Source organism: Arthrobacter sp. zg-Y895 (assembly GCF_020731025.1).
In the GTDB taxonomy this organism is placed as follows: domain Bacteria; phylum Actinomycetota; class Actinomycetes; order Actinomycetales; family Micrococcaceae; genus Arthrobacter_B.
In genome coordinates, this window is sequence record NZ_JAJFZY010000003.1 from 992,035 (window position 1) to 1,011,727 (window position 19,693).

A 19,693-nucleotide genomic window follows, 5' to 3' on the forward strand; every position below is an offset into this window, starting at 1 on the left:
TTGGTGAGTGCAGGCAAACAATGGGGAGCAGGCGGGTGCCGGCTGGGCGCACGGATCTGCCGGCGGACCGAAGCGAGGGTGGCGGGCGATGGACGAGTACGTAATCGTGATTGAAACCGGCTACCGGCGTGCCGCTGCCACCCACACGATCGCTTTCACTAAGGCGATGTCCCAGGCCGAGGCCACCCAGCTGCTGCTGGAACTGATGGACGGCGGACACGAGGACCTGCTGGTTCCCCGCCCCGGGACCATGGTCCTGGAAGTCTCGCCCACGGAATTCCTGCGGGTCCAGGAGGAAATGGGCGGTTCCGTGGTGATGGACCGGATCACGCTGACCAGGAAGCATTAGGCCGTCCCTTCGCGCCGAGCCGCGCAAATTGCCCTGATCGGCGCGATGCACGGCTCGTTCTGGAGGCTGCTGGTGTCGCCCAGCGGTGCGCCCTCAAACAGCTCGGCCAGCAGGCGGCGCAGGATCTTTCCGGAGCGCGTCTTGGGCACATCGGGAACCACAACGACGGCGGCGGGCCGGGCTATCGGTCCGATCTCCCCGGCCACGTGGGCCCGCAGCACGTCGCCGGCGCGTGCGGCCTCCGCTGCCTCCGTGAGCACCACGAAGGCAACGACTGCGTGCCCGGTGCGGGAATCGGTAACCGGGCAGACGCCGGCTTCGACCACCCAGGGGTGGGACACCAGGGCAGATTCGATTTCGATGGTGGAGAGCCGGTGCCCGGAAACATTCAGCACGTCGTCCACCCGTCCCAGGATCCAGGTGTCGCCGTCGGGGTCGGAGCGGGCGCCGTCGCCCGCCAGGAACCATCCCTGCCGTGCGTACTGCCGCCAGTAGGAATCGAGATAGCGCTGCGGGTCTCCCCATACCGTGCGGGCCATGCCGGGTCCGGGCCGGTCCACGACAATGAGGCCCTGGGTATTCGGCGGGACCGGGGACCCGTTGCCGTCCACTACCCGGGTGCCGACTCCGGGCATGGGGCGCGAGGCGCAGCCGGGTTTAAACGTGCGGTCGGTGGGCCGCGGGGTGAGGATGGCGGCACCCGTTTCGGACTGCCACCAGGTATCCAGCATCGGAACCTCGCCCCGGCCGAACTGCTCCCGGAACCAGCGCCAGGCCTCCGGGTTCACCGCTTCGCCGACGGTGCCGAGCAGGCGGATCGAGGAGAGGTCATAGCGCGGCGGGACGCCGTCGGGAAACCACCCCATCAGGGAACGCACCAGGGTGGGGGCCGTGTAGTAGCTGGTGACCCCGTAGCGTTCGATGATTTCAAGGTGCCGGCCCGGGTGCGGGGTGTCCGGGGTGCCTTCGAAGATCACCTGGGTGGCGCCGTTGGCGAGGGGTCCGTAGATCTCATAGGTGTGCGCAGTGACCCACGCCAGGTCCGCGGTGCACCAGTGCACGTCGGCTGACCGCTGGGCGGGGTCCGGATGGCTGAAGAGGTAGTCGTAGCTCTGTGCGGCCTGGGTCAGGTAGCCGCCGGTGGTGTGGACCAGGCCCTTCGGCCGGCCGGTGGTGCCGGAGGTGTAAATGATGAACAGCGGCGACTCGGCGTCGAACGTGCCGGCTTCATGGACGTCCGACGCCGTGTCCACGCTCTCGTGCCACCACACATCGCGGCCGTGCACCCAGCGAACCGGAGATCCGGTCCGCCGGATCACCAGGACGTGCTCAACGGAGGCGGCATCGGCGACGGCTGCATCCGCATTGTCCTTCACTGGTACGGCACTGCCGCGTCGGTACTGGCCGTCCGTGGTGACCAGCAGTTTCGCACCGGTGTCCCGGACGCGGAACTTCAGCGCCTCGGCGGAGAACCCGCCGAACACCAGCGAGTGCACTGCCCCGATCCGTGCGCAGGCCAGGGTGATGACAATGGTCTCGACGAGGACGGGCAGATAGATCACCACCCGGTCACCGGCGCCTACGCCCAGGGCCTGCAGGGCGTTGGCGGCACGGCAGACCTGCTGCAGCAGTTCGGCGTAGGTGACGGAGCGGCGGTCTCCGGGTTCGCCCTCGAAGTGGAGGGCAACCCGGCTGCCGTGCCCGGCTGCCATGTGCCGGTCCACGCAGTTCACGGCGGCATTCAGGCGGCCCCCGGCAAACCACTCGATACTCGGAACGGTGTACTCCGCCTCTGCTTCCGGGACCTCTGTGCCGCTGAGACGCTGCGGCCTTTGGAAGGAATGGGCGGTATGCCAGGGCTCGTCCCACTGCAGGCGGCGGGCCGCAGACTCCCAGAATGCAATACGTTCGGTTTCGGTGACAGGGTCCGGGGAGGTCCCAGCGGCGGCCAGTACGGAGATCAGGCCCATTTCCGCACCGCCTTCCTCTCCGCGATTCCCAGCAGGGCATCGGTGGCTTTGCCGATGACGGCCAGTGTGATGATGGCCAGGAACATGCGGTCGGTCCGGCCGTTGTTCTGCGAGTCCATCAGCAGGAAGCCGAGCCCCATCGAGGACGCAATCAGTTCCGCCGCAACCAGGAACAGCCAGGACTGGGCGAGTGCGAGCCGCAGGCCGGAGAAAACGGCCGGTACCACGGCCGGCAACTGCACGGTGGTCAGCAGCTTCACGCCGCGGAGCCCGAAGGCGCGGGCTGCCTCCACCAGGTTCCGGTCCACGTGGCGCAGGGCCAGCGCAACGGTGGTGAAGACCGGAAAGAACGCGCCGATGGTGATCAGCGTGATCTTGGAATCCTCGCCGATTTTCATCCAGAGGATCAGCAGCGGTACCCATGCCAGGGAGGGAACCGCCCGGAGGGCTCCGATGACCGGGCCCAGCAGGGCATCGGCCAGCCGGGACAGGCCCAGCAGGGCGCCAAGGATCAGTCCCAGGGCGGAACCGATGGCAAAGCCGGTCAGCACCCGCTGGGTGGAGATGGCGATGTGGCCAACCAGTTGGCCGCGCTGCACCAGGTCCGCGGCAGCGGAATAGACCGCCGCGGGGGAGGGAAGCTGCACGGCGCTGAAGACGCCGGTGGTTGAGGTGAGATGCCAGGCCGCGAGCAGCAGCACCGGGACGAACAGGCCCAGTCCGAGCCGGGGAAGCCGTCGGTCCGGCCAAGTGGCCTTTGAAGCTGCCGGTGTTCGAAGGGAGGCTTTGCGGGTGTGGGTGCGGGCTGGGGCCGGAGCCGTGGACGTGGCCGGGGTGCTCATGAGGAGGCTCCCAGTGAATCCGGATCTGCGTTCCGCACATAGGAGTCATCGAGGAGACTGGCCAGGGCGTCGTCGACCTGCTCCTGGCTGGCCACGTCACCGGTCTCCACCAACGTGGGGCCGATCTTCGCCAGGACGCTGCGCTGGGCTTCCCCGGGTGCGGGATCTACGTCAAGGTTGCTGCGCTCGCCGATCACCGTTTGGGCGACGGCGGGGTCCAGCCCGGCCACGTCGGCCAGGATCTGCGCGGTTTCACCGGGATTTGCTGCCGCCCAGGCACGGGCCTTTTCGTACGCGTTGACCACGGCCTGCGCCTGCTCGGGGTCTTCCGACAGGAAGGACTCGTTCGCTGCGAGGAGCCCGTAGGTATTGAAGTCCAGGTTGCGGTAGGCCAGGCGGGAACCGTTCTGCTCGGCTCCGGCCATGATCGGATCCAGTCCGGCCCAGGCATCCACTGACCCGTTCTCCAGTGCAGCGCGGCCGTCGGCATGCTGCAACTGCTCCACGGTGATGTCGGAGAGGCTCAGCCCTGCCTCGTCCAGCGCCTGGACCAGGAAGAAGTAGGGGTCGGTGCCCTTGGTTGCGGCCACGGATTTGCCTGCCAGATCGGCTACCGAGCTGATGTCGGAATCGGGACCGACCACCAGGGCCGACCATTCGGGCTGGGAGAAGACGTCAATCACCTTGATCGGGGAGCCGTTGGCCCGGTTGAGCAAGGCGGCCGAACCAGCGGTGGAGCCGACGTCGATCGCACCCGAACGCAGGTTCTCGTTGGCCTTGTTGGAGCCGGCGGACTGGACCCATTCCACCGCGACCCCGTCATCGGCCAAAGCGTCCTCCAGCCAGCCCTGGTCCTTGATGATCAGGCTCAGCGGGTTATACGTGGCGAAGTCGAGCGTGAGCGTCCCGCCGTCGGCCTCCTCTACGGCGGAGGCGCCGGTGGTGTCTTCCCCGGCAACGCATCCGGTGAGGGCGAGCGCGGCGGCAGCCGCGACGGCGGCGAGCATGCGGGGCGTCCGGCGGGGGAGGCGGGACGGACGGGACAGGTGGGAACGGCTGTTCATGATGGTTCCTTACGGGAGGAGGGTGCGCAAAAGCGCAGTTAGGGTGTGCGTGTGGAGAGGGCAGCGGGGTGCCTGCCCTGACGGGGCGGGGCGGTGCCCGTTGCGAAGGGCCTGGGAGGCGTGGGAGGGCTAGTGGCGCTCTACGCCGAGCAGGGCGAGGAGCTCGCCGCGCATTCGGGCCAGCTCCGCCGAGGCGCGGTCCCGGGGCCGACGGCCGGGGACGGTGACAACCTCGGTGATGGTGGCGCCGGGAGCAGTGTCCTCGGGGCCGAGGACAATGATGCGGTCCGCCAGCTGCAGGGCTTCATCTACGTCGTGGGTAACCAGCAGCACGGTGGCAGGCGCAGCCCGGTGCAGGGTGAGCAGTAGGTCCTGCATCTTCAGCCGGGTCAGCGCGTCCAGGGCGCCAAAGGGTTCATCGAGCAGCAAAACGCCGGGTTCCCGGGCGAGGGCACGGGCCAGGGAAGTCCGTTGGGCCATGCCTCCGGAAACCGCCCGCGGCCGGTGCTTGGCGAAGGCGGACAGGCCCACCAGGTCCAGGAGCTCGGCAACTTTGGCCTTCCCCCGGCTGGCGCTCGCGGACTTCGGGAGTCCGATCGCAATGTTGGCCTGCAGGGTCTGCCACGGCAGCAGCCGCGGTTCCTGGAAGGCGACGGCGCAGCGGTCATCGATTCCGTTGACGGTACTGCCGTCAATCAGGACACTGCCGGACGTCGGAAGATCCAGGCCGGCAGCTGCACGCAGCAGCGTGGACTTGCCGCAGCCGCTGGGGCCGAGGATGGCCAGCACCTCGCCGGGATGGATGTCAAAGGTAATGTCCCGAAGGACAACGTGTTCATCCGGGCCGGTGCCGAAACTGCGGCTGAGCCCGGCGAATCGCACCGGCAGGGCTGCCCCGTTGGGGGCGGGCCGTCCGGTGCGCGAAGGCGGGGTGGACGTGGAAGAGGGCAATACTGCAGTCATAGGAACGCTCCATCGAACCTGGCAGTAGCACCCTACGGAAAGTGTCCTGAGCCGGGATAACGGCTTCCTGCGACACCAGCCTCGTTATTGCCGCCTCTCAAGGAGGAAATGCGGCAACCAGGGTTGCTGCGGCTTCATCGATCCAGGTCTCTCAGCCGCTCGGGATGGTCAAGGACTACTAAACGCCGGATCCGCGGATCCGACAAGCCCGGGCAGGTGCGCCCGTTCACATAAGGAAATGTTCGGCGCCGTCGCCGGTCCTGCCGTCTGCGGCACTTCCGTGCACCTGCCGCCTGCGGGCATTGACCTCGCGCGCCGTCGGCTCCTAATTTTGGAACACGGTGCGTTAAGGCGGGCCCATCAGCTCTCCAGCATCTTCCTACCCCCAACCAGCAGGGAGCCGGCCATGGAATCAGCTTCGGGTGCCTCCGGAATCGTGATGTCCGCCGATGGAACACCCATTGCGTGGTCCCGGCAGGGCAGCGGCCCGCCGCTGGCGATTGTGGGACCCTTGCTGGCGCACCGCAGCAGCCCCGCGACGGTGGTCCTGGCGGACGCCCTCTCGAAAAACCACACGGTCTACACCTATGACCGCCGGGGTATCGGGGAAAGCGGCATGGGCGAGGAATACACCGCGGAGTCGGACGTTGATGACCTGCTGGCTGTCCTCCAAGTGGCGGGAGGAACAACCGACCTTTACGGGTTTGATGAAGGGGCATTCCTGGCCCTGAGGGCCGCCGAGGAATCCACGGTGGTCAGCCGGGTGGTGGCCCTGGAACCCACCCTGTCCCTCGCTGACGGGGAGGACGAACTGATGGTCCTGCAGACCGAGATTGAGGGCCTCGCCGGCGTCCGCATCCCCGTTCTCGTGATGGCCGGCAGCGGCAGCGGCGACGATACCCAGGACCTGGCACGCCAGACCGCCGAGGCCTTGGACTCGGGGGAGTTCCTGCTGCTGGAATCGGATACCGGCGGTGTCCCCGACGCGGCCCTGACCGATGCCATCGAGTCTTTCCTGAGCTAGGCCGCCCCGGGCGTAAGCTGAAGCCCAATCTTCGGGCTCGGCAAAGGACGGCAGATGTTCCAGTTCAACGGTGACAGCAGCGCACACGTCAACGACCCTGCGGTAATCGAGCGGTTGCTCCGGAACAAGCCGGCCCGGTGGGCGATCGTGGGGTTGTCCAATAACCCGCTCCGCCCCGCCGTCGGCGTCTCCCGCTTTGTCCAGGACCATCTGGGCATGGAGATCATTCCCGTGAGCCTGAAGGGCGATGACGTGCACGGCAACAAGGGTTACCGCCGGCTCAGCGAAATCCCGGGAAGCATCGACGTGGTCGATTGTTTCGTGAATTCCGCCCGCGTGGGTGACATTGTGGACCAGGCCATCGAAGTCGGCGCCAAGGCTGTCTGGATGCAGCTCGGCGTGGTGGACGAAGCGGCAGCCGCGCGTGCAGCAGCGGCAGGGCTCGACGTCGTTATGGACGCCTGCCCGGTGATTGAAGCACCGCGCTTCGGGCTCTAGAGTTTGGCGAACCGGGCGCGGATGATTCCCATGTACAGCCCGTAAAGCATCAGACCGACACCCACCGCGGCCAGCGCCACCATGCCGAAGGGCTGGTCCCGCAGCGTATGCAGCGCACCGTCGAGGCCGGTGGACTCCTCCGGATCCGCCTGCACGGCGGCCAGGGTGAGCAGTGCCCCCAGGATGCCAAGCGACACTCCCTTGGCGATAAAGCCGGCCACGCCGGTGATATCCACGGCCTTTGACCAGAGCCCGCCGGGGACGCCGGTGAGGTTCCGGCGGAAGCGGCGGGTGGCTCCCTTGAAAATGAAGTAGCCGCCTACACCCACCACAACCAGTCCGGCGAGGCCCAGAATCCATTGGCCCGCTGGTACCGCCAGCAGGCGGGCGGTCCAGCTGACCGAGGAAGAGCTGCCGTCGTTGCTGCCGCGGCCCAGGGAGAACGAAGCGAAAATGGTTCCGATGGCCCCGTAAACGAGCACCTGTCCGGCGTTGCTGGCCCGGTCCTTCCAGAGCTCCGTGTCCTTCAGCTGCTGTCCGGCAAGGAAGATGCGGCTGAGCTGGAACAGTGCCAGGGCGTAGCAGCCGAGGAAGCAGAACCAGAGGAGCACGTACCCGGCGGGCTGTTTGGCCACAGCGGCTACGGCTCCGCTGGTGTCCGCGTTGCCGGATCCTCCGGCGTTGATCTGCAGGGCGATCGCGCCGATGACAATGTGCACGATCCCGCTTGCCACGTAGCCCACCCGGGCGAACCGCTCGAAGGCCGTGGAATCGGCGGCGCGCTCGGCGGCCTGGCTGACGGTGCCGGTACTGCGGTTGTTGTGGTTCAAACCGTTTTGTCCTTCGCTCCGCTGCCGGCATGCCCGCAGCTTTCCTACCTGTTCCTCCCATCCTGCCACCCATGGGCGGCGGCAGTGCCACCGCACGGACGGCAGCGCTAGGCTGTCCACATGGATGCGGGTGAGCTTAAACGATTGTGCCTGTCCCTGCCCGGAGCGTTTGAAGATTTCCCTTTCGGTCCGGAGTCCTCGGTGTTCAAGGTGCGGGCGGCCGGCGGCAAAGCGAAAATGTTTGCCCTTGCCGCCCTAGCCGGCGAGCCCCTGATGATCAGCCTGAAGTGCGAACCGGAACTGGCGCTCCAGCTGCGAGCCGCCCATCCGGAAATCACGGGCGCCTGGCACATGAACAAGACGCACTGGAACCAGGTGGAAGTTGCCTCCGGCCTGCCGCACGGAATGATCCGGGACCTGGTGGAGGACTCCTATGACCTGGTGGTGGCGTCGCTGCCGCGAAAAGATCGGGAATCACTCGAGTGGAAGGGCCTGGCGGGCGGATGAGGGGCAACACCGGCTTCACCTACGCGGAGCAGGGGTTTACCGAGCGGCCGTATCCGGCGCCGATGACGGACCGCTGGCCTGCGGGTTACCGGCTGGTGCTGCGCAAGGAAGAACTGGAGGTGGCCGACCCGCAGGCCGGGTTCCTCCGCCTCACCAACGGGCTGCTGGACTGGGACCTGCATCGCCGGGCGGGGCTGTATGTGCCCCCCGGCACGCCCCGCGCCGTCCCCGGTGTCGACATGGCGTCCGGCGTCGGGTTCTGGCGGGTGCGCTACTACGCGCCGTGCCGGGTGATCTGGGCAGCGGAAGCGGTGGTCGACGACGACGGCGGACCGGTCCGCGGACAGCGCTGCGGTTTTGGCTACGGGACTTTGGCTGGACACCCGGAGCGAGGCGAAGAAGGCTTTTATGCCGAACTCGACGAGGAGGGCCGGTTGTATTTCCGGATCGCCGCCTACAGCCGTCCAGGCAACCGGCTGGTGGGTGCAGCGAACGCCGTCAACGTGAGGGTCCAGCAGTTCTACACCAACCGGTACTTCGCAGCTGCCTACCGGCTGGCCTCCGGGAGCTGATCCCTCCGGAGGATGAACTTCAGGGTGAGGCCGTTTTCCTCTTCCGGCATAAAGCCCGCGCTCAGGAGCAGGGATTGGGACGCGTCGTTGCCCGGCTCCGTGTAGGCAATAATGGCGTCCACCTCCGGGTGGGTGAGCGCAAACCGGGCCAACGCCAGCAACGCTTCAGTGGCGTAGCCCTGGCCCTGGCGGGAGGGCGCAACGTTGTAGCTGACTTCCACCGTGCCTTCATCGGGCAGGCCGGCGAAGCCGATGGTTCCCACCACCAGCGTGGTGGATGTTTCCCGGATCAGGCGGGTGCCGAACGTTGCCGCAGCGGGACCGAGCAATCCGGCCTCGAAGAACTGGCGGGCGGCGTCGTAGTCGGTGGGCTGCGGGAAGTCCTCCGCCCAGTCCGGGTGGCGCGTCTGGATGATGAGGGCGTCCACTTCCGCCACGGTCATCAGGTCCAGCGTCAGGCGCTGCGTGGGAATGCCGGCGTCTGCTGCCAAGTTCTCGGGGATTATGCTCACGAGCTAATTTTGCACGTACTTCCGGGTTTTGCTTCATTCGGCGGTCCGGACGCGCGGGGGACTACCTGGTTTGGCGGCCAACAGGTACGAAGAGCATCCGAAACGAGTTCGCCAGGAGGAGTCCGAACAGTCCGGTGGACGTCGTGGGCTGCTGGAGCAGCAGCAACGAAATGATGAGCAGTACTGCGCACAGCACAGCGGTCGCCGCCATGAACTTGACTCGTCCCCGGTCCGCAGTCAGCACCTGTTCCTTGCCCCGGCTGCGGGCCCCCGCCAGCAACCACACCCCGATGCCTGCTGCCAGCAGCCCGGCCGCGACGGTGAGGCCGGCCGTCAGCCGGTCATCCCCGCTGAACAAATACGGCAGGTTCAAAATCAGTGGGACGGCGCCCGCCGCCAGGCTTAGTACTCCGCCAACCTGGCGGACCTGCTGCGTTCGGTAGATCTTGTCCATGCCTGAGGAGCCTACACGGGCCCGGCGGAATATCCGCGGGCCCGTGCAGCCGCGGGATACTACCCGAAGTGCTTCGGCAGGGTCCCTTCGTGCGCAGCCTTCAGCTCATCGAGGGGCAGAGTGAAGTTGCTCTGGAAGTCCAGGGCACCGATCTCGGTATCCACCACGCCGATCCGGGCATGAGCGAAGCCGCGCGCCGAGCACATGTCCTTGAACCGGACCTCTTCGCTGCGGGCCACCGCGACGACGGCGCGGGCCTGGGACTCGGAGAACAGCAGGGTGAACAGGTCCACTCCGTCGCGTTCGCAGACTTCGCCAAGGCCGATCCGAGCACCGACGCCGAAGCGCAGGGCCATTTCGGACAGTGCGGCGGCGAGGCCGCCCTCGGAGAGGTCATGCGCGGCGTCGATCATTCCGTCGCGGGAGGCATTGACCAGCAGTTCCCCGAGCAGTTTCTCCGCCTGCAGGTCCACCTTCGGCGGCTGTCCGCCCAGGTGGCCGCGCAGGTTCGCGTATTCGGAACCGTCCAGCTCGTCCTGCGTGGTGCCCATCAGGTAAATGGCCTGGCCGTCCTGCCGCCAGCCCGACGGCGTGCGCCGGGCGACGTCGTCGAACACGCCCAGCACGCCCACCACGGGGGTGGGATGGATGGCGACGCCGCCGGTCTGGTTGTAGAGCGAGACGTTGCCGCCGGTGACAGGCACGCCGAGTTCGCGGCAGCCGTCGGCCAGTCCGCGTACGGACTCGGCGAACTGCCACATGACCTCGGGGTCCTCCGGGGAGCCGAAGTTCAGGCAGTCGGTGACCGCCAGCGGCTTTGCGCCGGCGGTGGACACGTTGCGGTAGGACTCGGCCAGGGCCAGCTTCGCGCCCTCGTACGGGTTGAGGTAGGAGTAGCGGCCATTGGCATCGGTGGAAATGGCGACGCCCAGTCCGGTGGTTTCATCCACGCGGACCACGCCGGCGTCGTCCGGCATGGCCAGGGCGGTGTTGCCCTGCACGTAGCGGTCGTACTGGTTGGTGACCCAGGACTTGTCGCACATGTTCGGCGAGGCCATGAGTTCCAGGATGGCGTCCTTGACCGCGGCGCTGCCGAAGGGCCGTTCCGCATTGAAGGAGTCGGCCTCGATGCTGTCCTGTGCGGCCGGGCGGGCCATGGGGCGCTGGTACACCGGTCCCTCATGCGCCACCGTGCGCGGATCCACGTCCACAATGGTCTCGCCGTCCCAGTCGATGATCAGCCGGCCGGTGCCGGTGACCTCGCCGAGCCAGGAGTACTCCACGTTCCACTTGTCCATGATCGCCTCGAACGCTTCCACGTTCTCCGGCGTCACCACGGCCATCATGCGTTCCTGGGACTCGGACATCAGGATCTCGCCCGGAGTCAGGGTGGGGTCGCGCAGCAGCACGTTGGTCAGTTCCACGTGCATGCCGCCGTCGCCGTTGGAGGCAAGTTCCGACGTCGCGCAGGAAATGCCGGCCGCGCCCAGGTCCTGGATACCTTCCACCACGGAGGACTTGAACAGTTCCAGGCAGCACTCGATGAGCACCTTCTCCGCGAACGGATCGCCCACCTGGACGGCGGGACGCTTGGAAGGCTTGTCCGCGTCGAAGGATTCGGAGGCCAGCACGGACGCGCCGCCGATGCCGTCGCCGCCGGTACGGGCGCCGAAGAGCACCACCTTGTTGCCGGCGCCGGAGGCGTTGGCCAGGCGGATGTCCTCGTGGCGCATTACGCCCACAGCCAGGGCGTTGACCAGCGGGTTGCCCTGGTAGACGGAGTCGAAGACCAGTTCCCCGCCGATGTTCGGCAGGCCCAGGGAGTTGCCGTAGCCGCCGATGCCGGAGACGATGCCGTGCACCAGGCGGGCAGTGTCCGGGTGGTCGATGGCACCGAAGCGCAGCGGATCCATCACGGCCACCGGGCGGGCACCCATGGAGATGATGTCGCGGACAATGCCGCCGACGCCGGTGGCCGCCCCCTGGTAGGGCTCCACGAAGGACGGGTGGTTATGGGATTCGACCTTGAAGGTCACGGCCCAGCCTTCACCGATGTCCACGACGCCGGCGTTCTCGCCGATGCCCACCAGCAGGTGTTCCTTCATTTTGTCGGTGACCTTGTCACCGAACTGCTTCAAATGCACCTTGGAGGACTTATACGAGCAGTGCTCGGACCACATCACCGAGTACATGGCCAGTTCCGCCGCGGTGGGGCGGCGGCCCAGGATCTCCACGACGCGGTGGAATTCGTCTTCCTTCAGGCCGAGCTCGGCCCAGGGCAGTTCCGTGTCCGGGGTGGCAGCGGCGTGCTCAACGGTGTCGATGCGGAACTTCTTCTGCTCAGCGGCAGCACTGGGGGAAACGGTCATGACTTGCCTCCGGCAACGAGCGAGTTGAGTACAGAGCTGAAGATGCGCAGCCCGTCGGTGCCGTAGCCCAGGCCTACCTCGCCGTAGGCGGAGGAATCCGGGCCGAATCCGGGTTCGACGGCGTGTTCAGGGTGGGGCATCAGCCCGACGACGTTTCCTGCGGCGTTGGAAATGCCGGCGATGCCGCGGCGGGACCCGTTGGGGTTCCCGCCGTCGTAGCGGAAGACCACCCGGCCTTCACCTTCCAGCTCGTCCAGCGTCTTCTCGTCCGCGACGTACTGTCCGTCCTGGTTTTTCAGCGGAACCACCATGCCGGCACCGGGTTCGTAGGCGGAGGTCCAGGCGGTGCTGCTGTTTTCCACCCGCAGCAGCTGGTCCGCGCAGGAGAACCGGAGGTGGTTGTTCTTGATCATGGAACCGGGCAGAAGGTGCGCCTCGGTGAGGATCTGGAAGCCGTTGCAGATGCCCAGTACGGGCATGCCGCCGGCTGCGGCGTCCACTACCTTGTCCATGAGCGGTGCGAAGCGGGCAATCGCGCCGGCGCGCAGGTAGTCCCCGTAGGAGAACCCGCCGGGGATGATTACGGCGTCCACTGACTGCAGATTGGCTTCGGCGTGCCAGAGCCCGACGGCGGTGCCGCCGGCGATGGTCACGGCGCGGGCGGCGTCGCGGTCATCCAAGGTGCCGGGGAAGGTGATGACACCCACCCGGACCGCGCGGAGCGCGTCGTTCTCGGGGGCAACGGAAAAGTCGCCGATCAGGGGGGTACTCAAGATCAGGCCTCCGGGATTACTTCAACGCGGGTGACGTCTTCGATCACGGGGTTGGAGAGCAGTGTGGCGGCGGCGGTGCGGGCCTGCTCCAGGATTTCGGGGGTGACGTCTCCGTCTACGGTGAGCTCGAAGCGCTTGCCCTGGCGGACTCCGGCGAAGCCGGTCAGTCCCAGGCGGGGGAGTGCCCCTGCAATGGCTTTGCCCTGCGGATCAAGGATTTCAGGCTTGGGCATAACGTCAACAACGATCCGGGGCATCCGGCAGCTCCTCTAAACGAGATGGGTGGCCGCGGACCTTGCCGTCTCACGCTGATTCAGCGCTCCGCGAGCTTGCACTTGCCATTCTAGCCGCGTTACCTGCGTTACGGTGACGACTCCGGGCCTAGGCCGGGATCTCCAGCTGGAAGCCGCAGACGCAGCGGAGCACGGTGGTTTCCAGCTGTACATCGACCGGTTCCTGCGGCATGGATTCCACAGTGATCGGTTCGAAGATGGACAGCTGCCGGCTGTCCCGGGGCTGCATGGGTTCGCCGCAGTGCATGTACTCGGCGTCGTCGGACTCGAGGATCCCGCGTGCCCAGAGATATTGGTCCTTTGCTTCTATAGACATTTTTGCGCTTTCAGTCGGTCCGGAACTCCGTTGTCCGGAAGAATACTAAGCATGCTTATTCAATAATAGGCCATGGGGTGCAGGATCAGGTGCAGATTGCGGCCGTTGTGTGAGCTGGATTACCTCTGGTTAGAGTGGGGCCGTGAGACTCCTACAAGCAAGCCCGGCCACGGTTCGCCGGCTAATGAACGTATGGCCGCCCTTTGCCTTTACCGGCATTCGAATCACCCGACTGGACCCTGAGTACCTGGGTGTCTCTGTGCGGCTGCGGTCCTACTGGTGGAACAAGAACGTGGCCGGCGTTCATTTCGGCGGCTCCCTGTTCGCCATGACGGACCCGTTCTGGATGATGATGCTGCTCCACCACCTCGGCCGTGACCACGTGGTCTGGGACCGTGCAGCGGAGATTGAGTTCCTGAAGCCGGGAAAGGGCGAGGTGCGGGCCGAGTTTGTCCTGGACCCGGCCGACGTCGAACGGCTGCGCAAGCAGGCCGCGGGCGGGGAGAAGGTCCTCGAATGGTTTTCGGTGGACGTGACCGACGGCAGCGGCGACGTGGTTGCCCGGATACGCAAGCAGGTGCATGTGCGGCGCAAACGGGACCGGCCGGCAGCGCAGGAGCCCAGCGGAGCGGGGGCAGCTCATGAATGACGGTGCCAACCCGACCATCCCGGCCGCCGATACACTCCTGGTTTCCGGCATCGCCGCAGTGCTGCTGCTTTTACTGGTGTGGGCGGTCATCCGCCTGGCCCGCTCGAGCGCAGTCACTGCCGGGGAGCGGCTTGGACTGCTTCTCTTCTGCCTGATATTTCCCGTGCTGGGTCCCATTTGCACGTTGGTGATCCTGACCCGCCGGGAAAGCGTGCGCCGGTAGCTAGAGGGAGCCGTCCGCCGGGCCCAGCAGGGCGGTAAGCCGCTCCCAGCGCGAAATCTGGCAGCCGTCAGTCAGCGAGAAGGTTGTGTCCACGGCCTCGCCGCGAACCATGCCGGTGACGTGTGCGCGCTGCATGCCGCGGATCTCCTGGGTGCACATCAAGTCCGCTGCCGGCTCCGCGAGGGCGGCTGCCCCCTGTTCGGCAAGCACGGCACAGGCACCGGCAGGATCCGGTACGGTCGAGCCTTCCCGCGGCTCGGCGCCGTCGCACTGCAGCGTCCACGTGCTGCTCGGCGTTGTCCCGTCCGCGCTGAACTCCACGGTCAGCGAGACCGGCGCCTCCGCCGAGGCCCCGCCGGTCCCGGGGGTCGGGGTAGGGGAGCCGATCGGTGTGGGCGGGCCGACGGGCGAGGTCGGTGCCGTCGTTGACTCACTGGGGGAGCCTGTTGATTCCCGGGAATCCGTCGAACGGCCGGAATCGGCGCCGCAGGCTGCCAACAGGACAGCGGTGCACAGCAGCATGGGGACTAATGCTATTCCTCGAATGTTGCGCACTGAACGGCCTCCATTGGTAGCGGAGCCACCAGCCTAGCCAACCCTGTCAAGCAGGGTCGGGCGAATCCGCGGCGGCCTCTGCGGAGGCCGCGAAGTAGGCTTCCTGGCTTGGGAAGTAGTCCTCGAAGTCCGGAGCCGGGCCGCCGCTGCGGGCGGCCATCAGGTGGTCCAGGTAGTATTCCCAGCCCGGGCCGATGCTTGAGGCGGCCTGCGGATCCTCCAAGTGGTGGATAAAATCCAGTGCGGTGCCGGCCGGTTCGTCCCGGAGGCGGATCTCCAGGTCCCAGCTGCCGAATTCATCCTCGACCAGCAGGCGCAGAAGTTCCGGAGAGACGCACTCCGCTATCCGGACCCGGCTCCACGGCAGGCCCTCTTCGAAGAGCAGCTGCAGGTCAACGGTGCCGCCCCTGCCAGGGGTTCCTTCCCAGCGGCCGAACCACTGGGCTGTCAGGCCGGGGTTGGTAAAACTGGGCCACACGGCCGCAGCCGGTTCGGGAAAGCTGCGGTGAAGAATCAGGTCGTAGGACTCGGGTCCGGTGCGGATAACCCGGCCGGTCGGTTCTGGTTGCATAGCTGACCTCCAAAGGGTTCCAGCAGGCTCAGGATGTGCGCCCGCAACTGCTGCGATTCCTCGGCGAAGCCGCGTTGTGCGGCTGCGTACTGCGCCCGGCCGGCCGGAGTTTCCACCGCAATCGGGGTGTAACCCCAATCGGCCAGGTCGTAAGGGGAGGCACACATGTCCATTTCCCGGATGCGCCAGGACAGCTCGAAGGCGTCCATAACCACCTCGCTGGGGAGCAGCGGCACCAGTTTGTAGGCCCATTTGTACAGGTCCATGTTGGCGTGCAGGCAACCGGGCTGTTCCAGCTCCCGCTGGTTCTCGCGGGTGGGCGTGAGCTCGTTCAGGGGCACTGCTTCCGGTGTGTAGAACCGGAAGGCATCGAAGTGGGTGCAGCGGATCCGGCTGCGCTCCACCAGCTCGTCCGTCCCGTCGGCGCCGAGCCGCAGCTGCAGGTAATCGTGCCGGATGCCGTTGTCTTCCGACTTGTAGGCCATGGCCCACTCGTGCATGCCGAAGCATCCCAGCACCGGCTTCCGCGCGGCAGTGCGGGAAAGCAGCATGGTGGTGAACCCCAGGGCGTCACCGCGCACCGCCGCGAACCCCTCGGTATCCACAGTGACAGCGGGTGTTTCGGCGTCGATCCCCGCGGCGTCCCGTTCCGCTTCCGTCAGTGTCCGGTAGAACTTCCAGCCGGTGCGTTCCAGTGCGGACGGGCCGGTGAGAACGACGCCGGCGCCCGGGTGCCAGCGCAGCAGCTGGCCGGGTTTCTGGGAATAGTAGGTGAAGAGGAAGTCCTCCACCGGGTGCTTCCGCCCGGCCGAGCGCCGCGCCAGGAATCCTTCGGTGAAGGGCCGGACGCGTTCTTCGTGCGCGGACTGCCGCGGCAGCCATTGGTCCTCGCTGAGGACGGTGGGGTGGGCGGGAGCAATCACCGTTCCATTATCCCGGACAGCCGGCGCCGCAGCCTACGTCCTCTGGTTGTTTTCCGGGTGCCGTGCAACGGCACTCCACGGGAGTTGTCAGGAGTCGGAGCCGGGAAACTTCCCGGCCAGGATGGCTGCGAAGACCGCACGTGGGTCGGTGGTGTCGCCCCGGGTGATCCGATGCAGGATCAGGCCCTCGCAGCAGGCCACTACTGCGTCGCTGAGCCGGCCGGGCTCGGCGGCGCCGAGCCGTTCAAAGGCGTCCGCGATGACTGCGCGCATCGCCTGCCGCCCGCCGGAAGCCACCTCCTGAAGCTGCGGGTCGCGGCTGGCTTCGAGGAAAACGGCCAGCCGGGCCGTGGTCAGCACCCGCAGGGGACCGGTGGTCGTTTCGATCAGGGTTCCCAGGCTATCGATCAGTTCCGCCGGGGTTCCGGCTGCGAACGCGCCGGAGATGCCGCCCATTTCCCGCTCGGCGATACGCCCCAGGACTCCGGCCAGCAACTGTGCGCGGGTGCGGAAATAGTTCGATGTCGAGCCGCGCGGAAGTTCCGCAGCGGCATCCACGCGGCCGTGAGTGAGGGCTCGCAGGCCCTGGGTGCCCACCAGATCAATGGCGGCATCGAGGGCGCGGTTTCGGGGTGACTCCATACCCTCACTATAGACATAGTGAAAATAAACTAGAAACGTAGTGACATTCCACTATGTCCGCAGTAGCGTCGGAGCATGAAAACAACACTGGATAGCCAGCCCCGGCTCGACGGGGTGACACATCGCACGGTTAATGCCGGCGGCCTGAACGTCCATGTCGCCGAGGCCGGGCAGGGCCCTCCCCTGGTGCTCCTGCACGGCTTTCCCGAGCACTGGTGGCAATGGCACCGGATCATCGGCCCGCTCGCCGAGAACCACCGGGTGATCTGCCCGGATGGGCGCGGGGCCGGCTGGACGGATGCGCCCGGCACTGGTTACGGGCGGGATCAGCTGGCCGCTGACTTTCTGGGATTGCTGGATGCCCTGGGTCTTGAGAAGGTCGGCGTTCTCTCGCATGACTGGGGCTCGTTGGTCACCTATCAGGTCTGCCTCCGCAACCCGGATCGGGTTTCGGCACACCTTTCACTGAGCATTCCCCCTCCGTACTTCGACTTCGACATCCGCATGGTGCTGACCATCCTTCGGCATGTCCGGCACAACGTGGTGGCCGTGCCGGTTATCGGAGCCGCGCTGCTGCGCCCGGCTCTGGTGCGGAGGGTCCTTGCGGACTTCTCGGCCGCGGGATCGTTCACGGAGCAGGACCTCGACCTATTCGCCGGCCGTTATGCGGACCCTGCCCGGTCCCGCGCCGGATCGGCACTGTACCGGCAGTTCATCAATCCCGAAGGCGTGCGGATCATGCGCGGGGCCTACCGAAACACCCGGCTGGCCACGCGGACGCGCGTCCTTATCGGCAACGACGATCCCGGTATGCAGGCCGGCTTTGTGCACGGCTACGAACAGTTCTGCGACGACTTGGAGGTCGACTACCTGTCCGGGGCCAACCATTTTGTGGCTGCCGACCGGCCCGACGCCGTCATCGCCGCCGCACGGGAGGTGTTCGCCTAGGCGGTGCCGCCGTCGCCCTGCCCAACGCCGCCAACGGTTGGCGCGCTGATCGTTAGTACGATAGGAGCAGCAATGCCCGTCGGAAAGGTGCAGCATGGTTGAGAAGGAAAGCTTTGTAACCTGGTTCATGCGGACCACGGGCAAGGTGCGGCTGATCTTCGGACCCGCGCAGCAGGGGTCGCTGGACCATCCGATGACGGAGGAGAACCAGGCGCTGCTCAAGGAGCAGCAGGCGCAGGAGAAGGCGATGTGGGAAACCGTGACCCGGGCCGACGGCAGCAGCTACATCGTCTCGCGCAAGCCTGAATAGGCCCCGAATAAGCTCCGGATACGCCAGAGGCCGGCACCGTGTGGGTGCCGGCCTCTTTGCTGCCCGATTTTGCCTAAGCGGCCCTAGCGCCCGGTGCCGCCGTACACCGTGGCCTCGCTGTCGCCGTCGAGCCCGAAGGCAGCGTGCACCGCGCGTACTGCGCTGTCCAGCAGCTTGGCGCTGGTGACCACGGAGATGCGGATCTCGGAGGTGGAGATCATGTCGATGTTCACTCCGGCATGGTGCAGGGCCTCGAAGAAGCGGTGCGAGACGCCCGGGTTGGAGCGCATGCCGGCGCCGATGAGGGAGAGCTTGCCGATCTGCTCGTCGTAGTCGATGGAGTCGAAGCCGACTTCGGCCTTCGCGGCGTTCAGCGCATCGATGGCTTCCTTGCCGTCAATGATGGGCAGCGTGAAGGAGATGTCCGTCCGGCCCGACCCCTGGGTGGACACGTTCTGCACGATCATGTCGATGTTGGAGTTGGCGCCGGCGACGATGCCGAAGATTTCCGCGGCCTTGCCGGGGATGTCCGGAACACCCACCACTGTGACCTTGGCTTCGGAACGGTCGTGGGCAACGCCGGAGATGATGGGCTGTTCCAAGGGTTCTCCCTCTTGAATCTTGATCTTGTCATCGGGGCTGGGCAGAACCCAGGTTCCCTCGTGTGAGCTGAAGGACGAGCGGACGTGCAGGGGAACGCCGAAGCGGCGGGCATATTCCACGCAGCGCAGGTGCAGGATCTTGGCGCCGGAAGCGGCCAACTCCAGCATTTCCTCGCTGGAAATCTTCTCGATCTTCTGGGCGCTTGAAACCACCCGCGGATCGGCGGTGTACACGCCGTCAACGTCGGTGTAGATCTCGCAGACGTCGGCCTCGAGCGCCGCGGCCAGGGCCACCGCAGTGGTGTCCGAACCGCCCCGGCCCAGGGTCGTGATGTCGTGACTGTCCTGGCTTACACCCTGGAAACCGGCAACGATGGCGATGTCGCCGCGCTCGATGGCGGTCTTGATGCGGTGCGGGGATACATCGATGATCCGGGCTTTGCCGTGGATCGCATCGGTGATCATGCCGGCTTGGCTGCCGGTGAAGGACTGCGCGGAGCCGCCGAGCTGGTTAATGGCCATGGCCAGCAGTGCCATCGAGATACGCTCCCCGGCGCTGAGCAGCATGTCCATTTCCCGGGCATTGTTCAGCGAGGTGATCTGGCCGGCCAGGTCCAGCAGCTCGTCGGTGCTGTCGCCCATGGCGGAGACGACAACCACCACTTCGTTTCCGGCGGCATGGGTATCCACCACGCGTTTGGCCACGCGCTTGATACCGTCGGCGTCCGCTACGGAGGAACCGCCGAATTTCTGCACTATCAGGCTCATGCGTACACTTTCTCAAGTTTCATTGTGGCTGCGGTGCCCGGCATCTTCGACGCGGCTTCGAACTGTTCCCCCGGAAAAGCGGGCGGCACTACTCACTTTCGTCCGTCCAGAAAGTCTATCGCCGCCGTCGGGAAGTCCCGAAATACAGGTGCGTAACCTACCGCCA

Annotated in this window: 25 protein-coding genes; 9 read left to right on the forward strand and 16 right to left on the reverse strand. The window is 66.4% G+C overall.

Annotated features, from left to right (window positions below):
- Positions 1 to 7 precede the first annotated feature (7 nt).
- The gene (locus tag LJ760_RS06515) at positions 8 to 349 is read left to right on the forward strand and encodes a hypothetical protein (RefSeq protein WP_227920814.1); all 342 of its coding nucleotides are present in this window, start codon (positions 8 to 10) and stop codon (positions 347 to 349) included.
- On the opposite strand, the gene acs is transcribed toward LJ760_RS06515, so the two are convergent.
- The 4 genes from acs to LJ760_RS06535 all read right to left on the reverse strand — a co-directional run bounded on the left by acs (position 346) and on the right by LJ760_RS06535 (position 5,188).
- The gene (gene acs / locus LJ760_RS06520) at positions 346 to 2,319 is read right to left on the reverse strand and encodes an acetate--CoA ligase (RefSeq protein ID WP_227920816.1); all 1,974 of its coding nucleotides are present in this window, start codon (positions 2,317 to 2,319) and stop codon (positions 346 to 348) included. The genes LJ760_RS06515 and acs overlap by 4 nt on opposite strands.
- A complete protein-coding gene (locus LJ760_RS06525; RefSeq protein ID WP_227920818.1) occupies positions 2,310 to 3,161 on the reverse strand; it encodes an ABC transporter permease in 852 nt (283 codons plus the stop codon). Before LJ760_RS06525 ends, acs begins: the two co-directional genes overlap by 10 nt.
- Positions 3,158 to 4,225: an aliphatic sulfonate ABC transporter substrate-binding protein gene (locus LJ760_RS06530; protein WP_227920820.1), complete on the reverse strand. Its 1,068-nt coding sequence runs from the start codon at positions 4,223 to 4,225 to the stop codon at positions 3,158 to 3,160. Before LJ760_RS06530 ends, LJ760_RS06525 begins: the two co-directional genes overlap by 4 nt.
- A gap of 129 nt (positions 4,226 to 4,354) precedes the next feature.
- Positions 4,355 to 5,188 carry an ABC transporter ATP-binding protein gene (locus tag LJ760_RS06535; RefSeq protein WP_227920822.1) on the reverse strand — a complete coding sequence of 278 codons (834 nt, stop codon included), beginning with the start codon at positions 5,186 to 5,188 and terminating at the stop codon, positions 4,355 to 4,357.
- A gap of 406 nt (positions 5,189 to 5,594) precedes the next feature.
- Between LJ760_RS06535 and LJ760_RS06540 the strand changes: the two genes are divergently transcribed.
- Together LJ760_RS06540 and LJ760_RS06545 are read left to right on the forward strand one after the other, a co-directional pair.
- The gene (locus tag LJ760_RS06540; RefSeq protein WP_227920824.1) at positions 5,595 to 6,212 is read left to right on the forward strand and encodes an alpha/beta fold hydrolase; all 618 of its coding nucleotides are present in this window, start codon (positions 5,595 to 5,597) and stop codon (positions 6,210 to 6,212) included.
- Between the two features lie 54 nt (positions 6,213 to 6,266).
- A complete protein-coding gene (locus tag LJ760_RS06545) occupies positions 6,267 to 6,710 on the forward strand; it encodes a CoA-binding protein (protein ID WP_227920826.1) in 444 nt (147 codons plus the stop codon).
- Here LJ760_RS06545 and LJ760_RS06550 read toward each other — a convergent pair.
- Positions 6,707 to 7,540 (reverse strand): DUF1206 domain-containing protein, encoded by an 834-nt coding sequence (locus LJ760_RS06550; RefSeq protein ID WP_227920828.1) that lies wholly within the window; start codon positions 7,538 to 7,540, stop codon positions 6,707 to 6,709. The two genes, LJ760_RS06545 and LJ760_RS06550, sit on opposite strands and share 4 nt — an antisense overlap.
- A gap of 120 nt (positions 7,541 to 7,660) precedes the next feature.
- Between LJ760_RS06550 and LJ760_RS06555 the strand changes: the two genes are divergently transcribed.
- Together LJ760_RS06555 and LJ760_RS06560 are read left to right on the forward strand one after the other, a co-directional pair.
- Positions 7,661 to 8,047, forward strand: a complete 387-nt coding sequence (locus tag LJ760_RS06555; protein ID WP_227920830.1) for an MmcQ/YjbR family DNA-binding protein — start codon at positions 7,661 to 7,663, stop codon at positions 8,045 to 8,047.
- Positions 8,044 to 8,619, forward strand: coding sequence for a DUF1990 family protein (locus LJ760_RS06560; protein ID WP_227920831.1), 576 nt, complete (start codon positions 8,044 to 8,046; stop codon positions 8,617 to 8,619). The genes LJ760_RS06555 and LJ760_RS06560 overlap by 4 nt, the downstream gene beginning before the upstream one ends.
- On the opposite strand, the gene LJ760_RS06565 is transcribed toward LJ760_RS06560, so the two are convergent.
- The 6 genes from LJ760_RS06565 to LJ760_RS06590 all read right to left on the reverse strand — a co-directional run bounded on the left by LJ760_RS06565 (position 8,595) and on the right by LJ760_RS06590 (position 13,336).
- Positions 8,595 to 9,131 (reverse strand): GNAT family N-acetyltransferase, encoded by a 537-nt coding sequence (locus LJ760_RS06565; protein ID WP_227920832.1) that lies wholly within the window; start codon positions 9,129 to 9,131, stop codon positions 8,595 to 8,597. The genes LJ760_RS06560 and LJ760_RS06565 overlap by 25 nt on opposite strands.
- 61 nt (positions 9,132 to 9,192) lie before the next feature.
- Positions 9,193 to 9,585: a hypothetical protein gene (locus LJ760_RS06570; RefSeq protein ID WP_227920834.1), complete on the reverse strand. Its 393-nt coding sequence runs from the start codon at positions 9,583 to 9,585 to the stop codon at positions 9,193 to 9,195.
- Between the two features lie 59 nt (positions 9,586 to 9,644).
- Positions 9,645 to 11,954, reverse strand: coding sequence for a phosphoribosylformylglycinamidine synthase subunit PurL (gene purL / locus LJ760_RS06575; RefSeq protein WP_227920837.1), 2,310 nt, complete (start codon positions 11,952 to 11,954; stop codon positions 9,645 to 9,647).
- A complete protein-coding gene (gene purQ / locus LJ760_RS06580; RefSeq protein ID WP_442860641.1) occupies positions 11,951 to 12,730 on the reverse strand; it encodes a phosphoribosylformylglycinamidine synthase subunit PurQ in 780 nt (259 codons plus the stop codon). The genes purL and purQ overlap by 4 nt, the downstream gene beginning before the upstream one ends.
- Positions 12,730 to 12,984, reverse strand: a complete 255-nt coding sequence (purS, locus tag LJ760_RS06585) for a phosphoribosylformylglycinamidine synthase subunit PurS (protein ID WP_227920839.1) — start codon at positions 12,982 to 12,984, stop codon at positions 12,730 to 12,732. Before purS ends, purQ begins: the two co-directional genes overlap by 1 nt.
- 124 nt (positions 12,985 to 13,108) lie before the next feature.
- A complete protein-coding gene (locus tag LJ760_RS06590) occupies positions 13,109 to 13,336 on the reverse strand; it encodes a hypothetical protein (protein ID WP_227920841.1) in 228 nt (75 codons plus the stop codon).
- 142 nt (positions 13,337 to 13,478) lie between these two features.
- On the opposite strand from LJ760_RS06590, the gene LJ760_RS06595 reads away from it, so the two are divergent.
- Complete coding sequence (locus LJ760_RS06595) at positions 13,479 to 13,985, forward strand: DUF4442 domain-containing protein (RefSeq protein WP_227920843.1); 507 nt, start codon at positions 13,479 to 13,481, stop codon at positions 13,983 to 13,985.
- Positions 13,978 to 14,208 (forward strand): hypothetical protein, encoded by a 231-nt coding sequence (locus tag LJ760_RS06600; RefSeq protein ID WP_227920846.1) that lies wholly within the window; start codon positions 13,978 to 13,980, stop codon positions 14,206 to 14,208. Before LJ760_RS06595 ends, LJ760_RS06600 begins: the two co-directional genes overlap by 8 nt.
- Here LJ760_RS06600 and LJ760_RS06605 read toward each other — a convergent pair whose 3' ends face one another.
- The 4 genes from LJ760_RS06605 to LJ760_RS06620 form a co-directional block, all read right to left on the reverse strand.
- Positions 14,209 to 14,730, reverse strand: a complete 522-nt coding sequence (locus tag LJ760_RS06605; protein WP_227920848.1) for a hypothetical protein — start codon at positions 14,728 to 14,730, stop codon at positions 14,209 to 14,211. It lies immediately after the preceding gene.
- 79 nt (positions 14,731 to 14,809) lie between these two features.
- Positions 14,810 to 15,334 carry an SRPBCC domain-containing protein gene (locus LJ760_RS06610; RefSeq protein ID WP_227920850.1) on the reverse strand — a complete coding sequence of 175 codons (525 nt, stop codon included), beginning with the start codon at positions 15,332 to 15,334 and terminating at the stop codon, positions 14,810 to 14,812.
- Positions 15,277 to 16,254, reverse strand: coding sequence for a 3-methyladenine DNA glycosylase (locus LJ760_RS06615; protein WP_442860642.1), 978 nt, complete (start codon positions 16,252 to 16,254; stop codon positions 15,277 to 15,279). Before LJ760_RS06615 ends, LJ760_RS06610 begins: the two co-directional genes overlap by 58 nt.
- 90 nt (positions 16,255 to 16,344) lie before the next feature.
- Positions 16,345 to 16,899 (reverse strand): TetR/AcrR family transcriptional regulator, encoded by a 555-nt coding sequence (locus LJ760_RS06620; protein ID WP_227920855.1) that lies wholly within the window; start codon positions 16,897 to 16,899, stop codon positions 16,345 to 16,347.
- A 75-nt stretch (positions 16,900 to 16,974) separates the two neighbouring features.
- Between LJ760_RS06620 and LJ760_RS06625 the strand changes: the two genes are divergently transcribed.
- Together LJ760_RS06625 and LJ760_RS06630 are read left to right on the forward strand one after the other, a co-directional pair.
- Positions 16,975 to 17,847, forward strand: a complete 873-nt coding sequence (locus LJ760_RS06625) for an alpha/beta fold hydrolase (RefSeq protein WP_227920856.1) — start codon at positions 16,975 to 16,977, stop codon at positions 17,845 to 17,847.
- A 94-nt stretch (positions 17,848 to 17,941) separates the two neighbouring features.
- A complete protein-coding gene (locus LJ760_RS06630) occupies positions 17,942 to 18,157 on the forward strand; it encodes a hypothetical protein (protein ID WP_227920857.1) in 216 nt (71 codons plus the stop codon).
- Between the two features lie 83 nt (positions 18,158 to 18,240).
- Here LJ760_RS06630 and LJ760_RS06635 read toward each other — a convergent pair whose 3' ends face one another.
- Positions 18,241 to 19,527, reverse strand: coding sequence for an aspartate kinase (locus LJ760_RS06635; RefSeq protein ID WP_227920858.1), 1,287 nt, complete (start codon positions 19,525 to 19,527; stop codon positions 18,241 to 18,243).
- Positions 19,528 to 19,693 lie beyond the last annotated feature (166 nt).

Coding starts and splice junctions, on each gene's coding strand:
- acs (WP_227920816.1), bottom strand. CDS start 2,319: ATGGGCCTGATCTCCGTACTGGCCGCCGCTGGGACCTCCCCGGACCCT.
- LJ760_RS06525 (WP_227920818.1), bottom strand. CDS start 3,161: ATGAGCACCCCGGCCACGTCCACGGCTCCGGCCCCAGCCCGCACCCAC.
- LJ760_RS06530 (WP_227920820.1), bottom strand. CDS start 4,225: ATGAACAGCCGTTCCCACCTGTCCCGTCCGTCCCGCCTCCCCCGCCGG.
- LJ760_RS06535 (WP_227920822.1), bottom strand. CDS start 5,188: ATGACTGCAGTATTGCCCTCTTCCACGTCCACCCCGCCTTCGCGCACC.
- LJ760_RS06540 (WP_227920824.1), top strand. CDS start 5,595: ATGGAATCAGCTTCGGGTGCCTCCGGAATCGTGATGTCCGCCGATGGA.
- LJ760_RS06545 (WP_227920826.1), top strand. CDS start 6,267: ATGTTCCAGTTCAACGGTGACAGCAGCGCACACGTCAACGACCCTGCG.
- LJ760_RS06555 (WP_227920830.1), top strand. CDS start 7,661: ATGGATGCGGGTGAGCTTAAACGATTGTGCCTGTCCCTGCCCGGAGCG.
- LJ760_RS06560 (WP_227920831.1), top strand. CDS start 8,044: ATGAGGGGCAACACCGGCTTCACCTACGCGGAGCAGGGGTTTACCGAG.
- LJ760_RS06570 (WP_227920834.1), bottom strand. CDS start 9,585: ATGGACAAGATCTACCGAACGCAGCAGGTCCGCCAGGTTGGCGGAGTA.
- purL (WP_227920837.1), bottom strand. CDS start 11,954: ATGACCGTTTCCCCCAGTGCTGCCGCTGAGCAGAAGAAGTTCCGCATC.
- purS (WP_227920839.1), bottom strand. CDS start 12,984: ATGCCCCGGATCGTTGTTGACGTTATGCCCAAGCCTGAAATCCTTGAT.
- LJ760_RS06590 (WP_227920841.1), bottom strand. CDS start 13,336: ATGTCTATAGAAGCAAAGGACCAATATCTCTGGGCACGCGGGATCCTC.
- LJ760_RS06600 (WP_227920846.1), top strand. CDS start 13,978: ATGAATGACGGTGCCAACCCGACCATCCCGGCCGCCGATACACTCCTG.
- LJ760_RS06605 (WP_227920848.1), bottom strand. CDS start 14,730: ATGCTGCTGTGCACCGCTGTCCTGTTGGCAGCCTGCGGCGCCGATTCC.
- LJ760_RS06610 (WP_227920850.1), bottom strand. CDS start 15,334: ATGCAACCAGAACCGACCGGCCGGGTTATCCGCACCGGACCCGAGTCC.
- LJ760_RS06620 (WP_227920855.1), bottom strand. CDS start 16,899: ATGGAGTCACCCCGAAACCGCGCCCTCGATGCCGCCATTGATCTGGTG.
- LJ760_RS06625 (WP_227920856.1), top strand. CDS start 16,975: ATGAAAACAACACTGGATAGCCAGCCCCGGCTCGACGGGGTGACACAT.
- LJ760_RS06630 (WP_227920857.1), top strand. CDS start 17,942: ATGGTTGAGAAGGAAAGCTTTGTAACCTGGTTCATGCGGACCACGGGC.
- LJ760_RS06635 (WP_227920858.1), bottom strand. CDS start 19,527: ATGAGCCTGATAGTGCAGAAATTCGGCGGTTCCTCCGTAGCGGACGCC.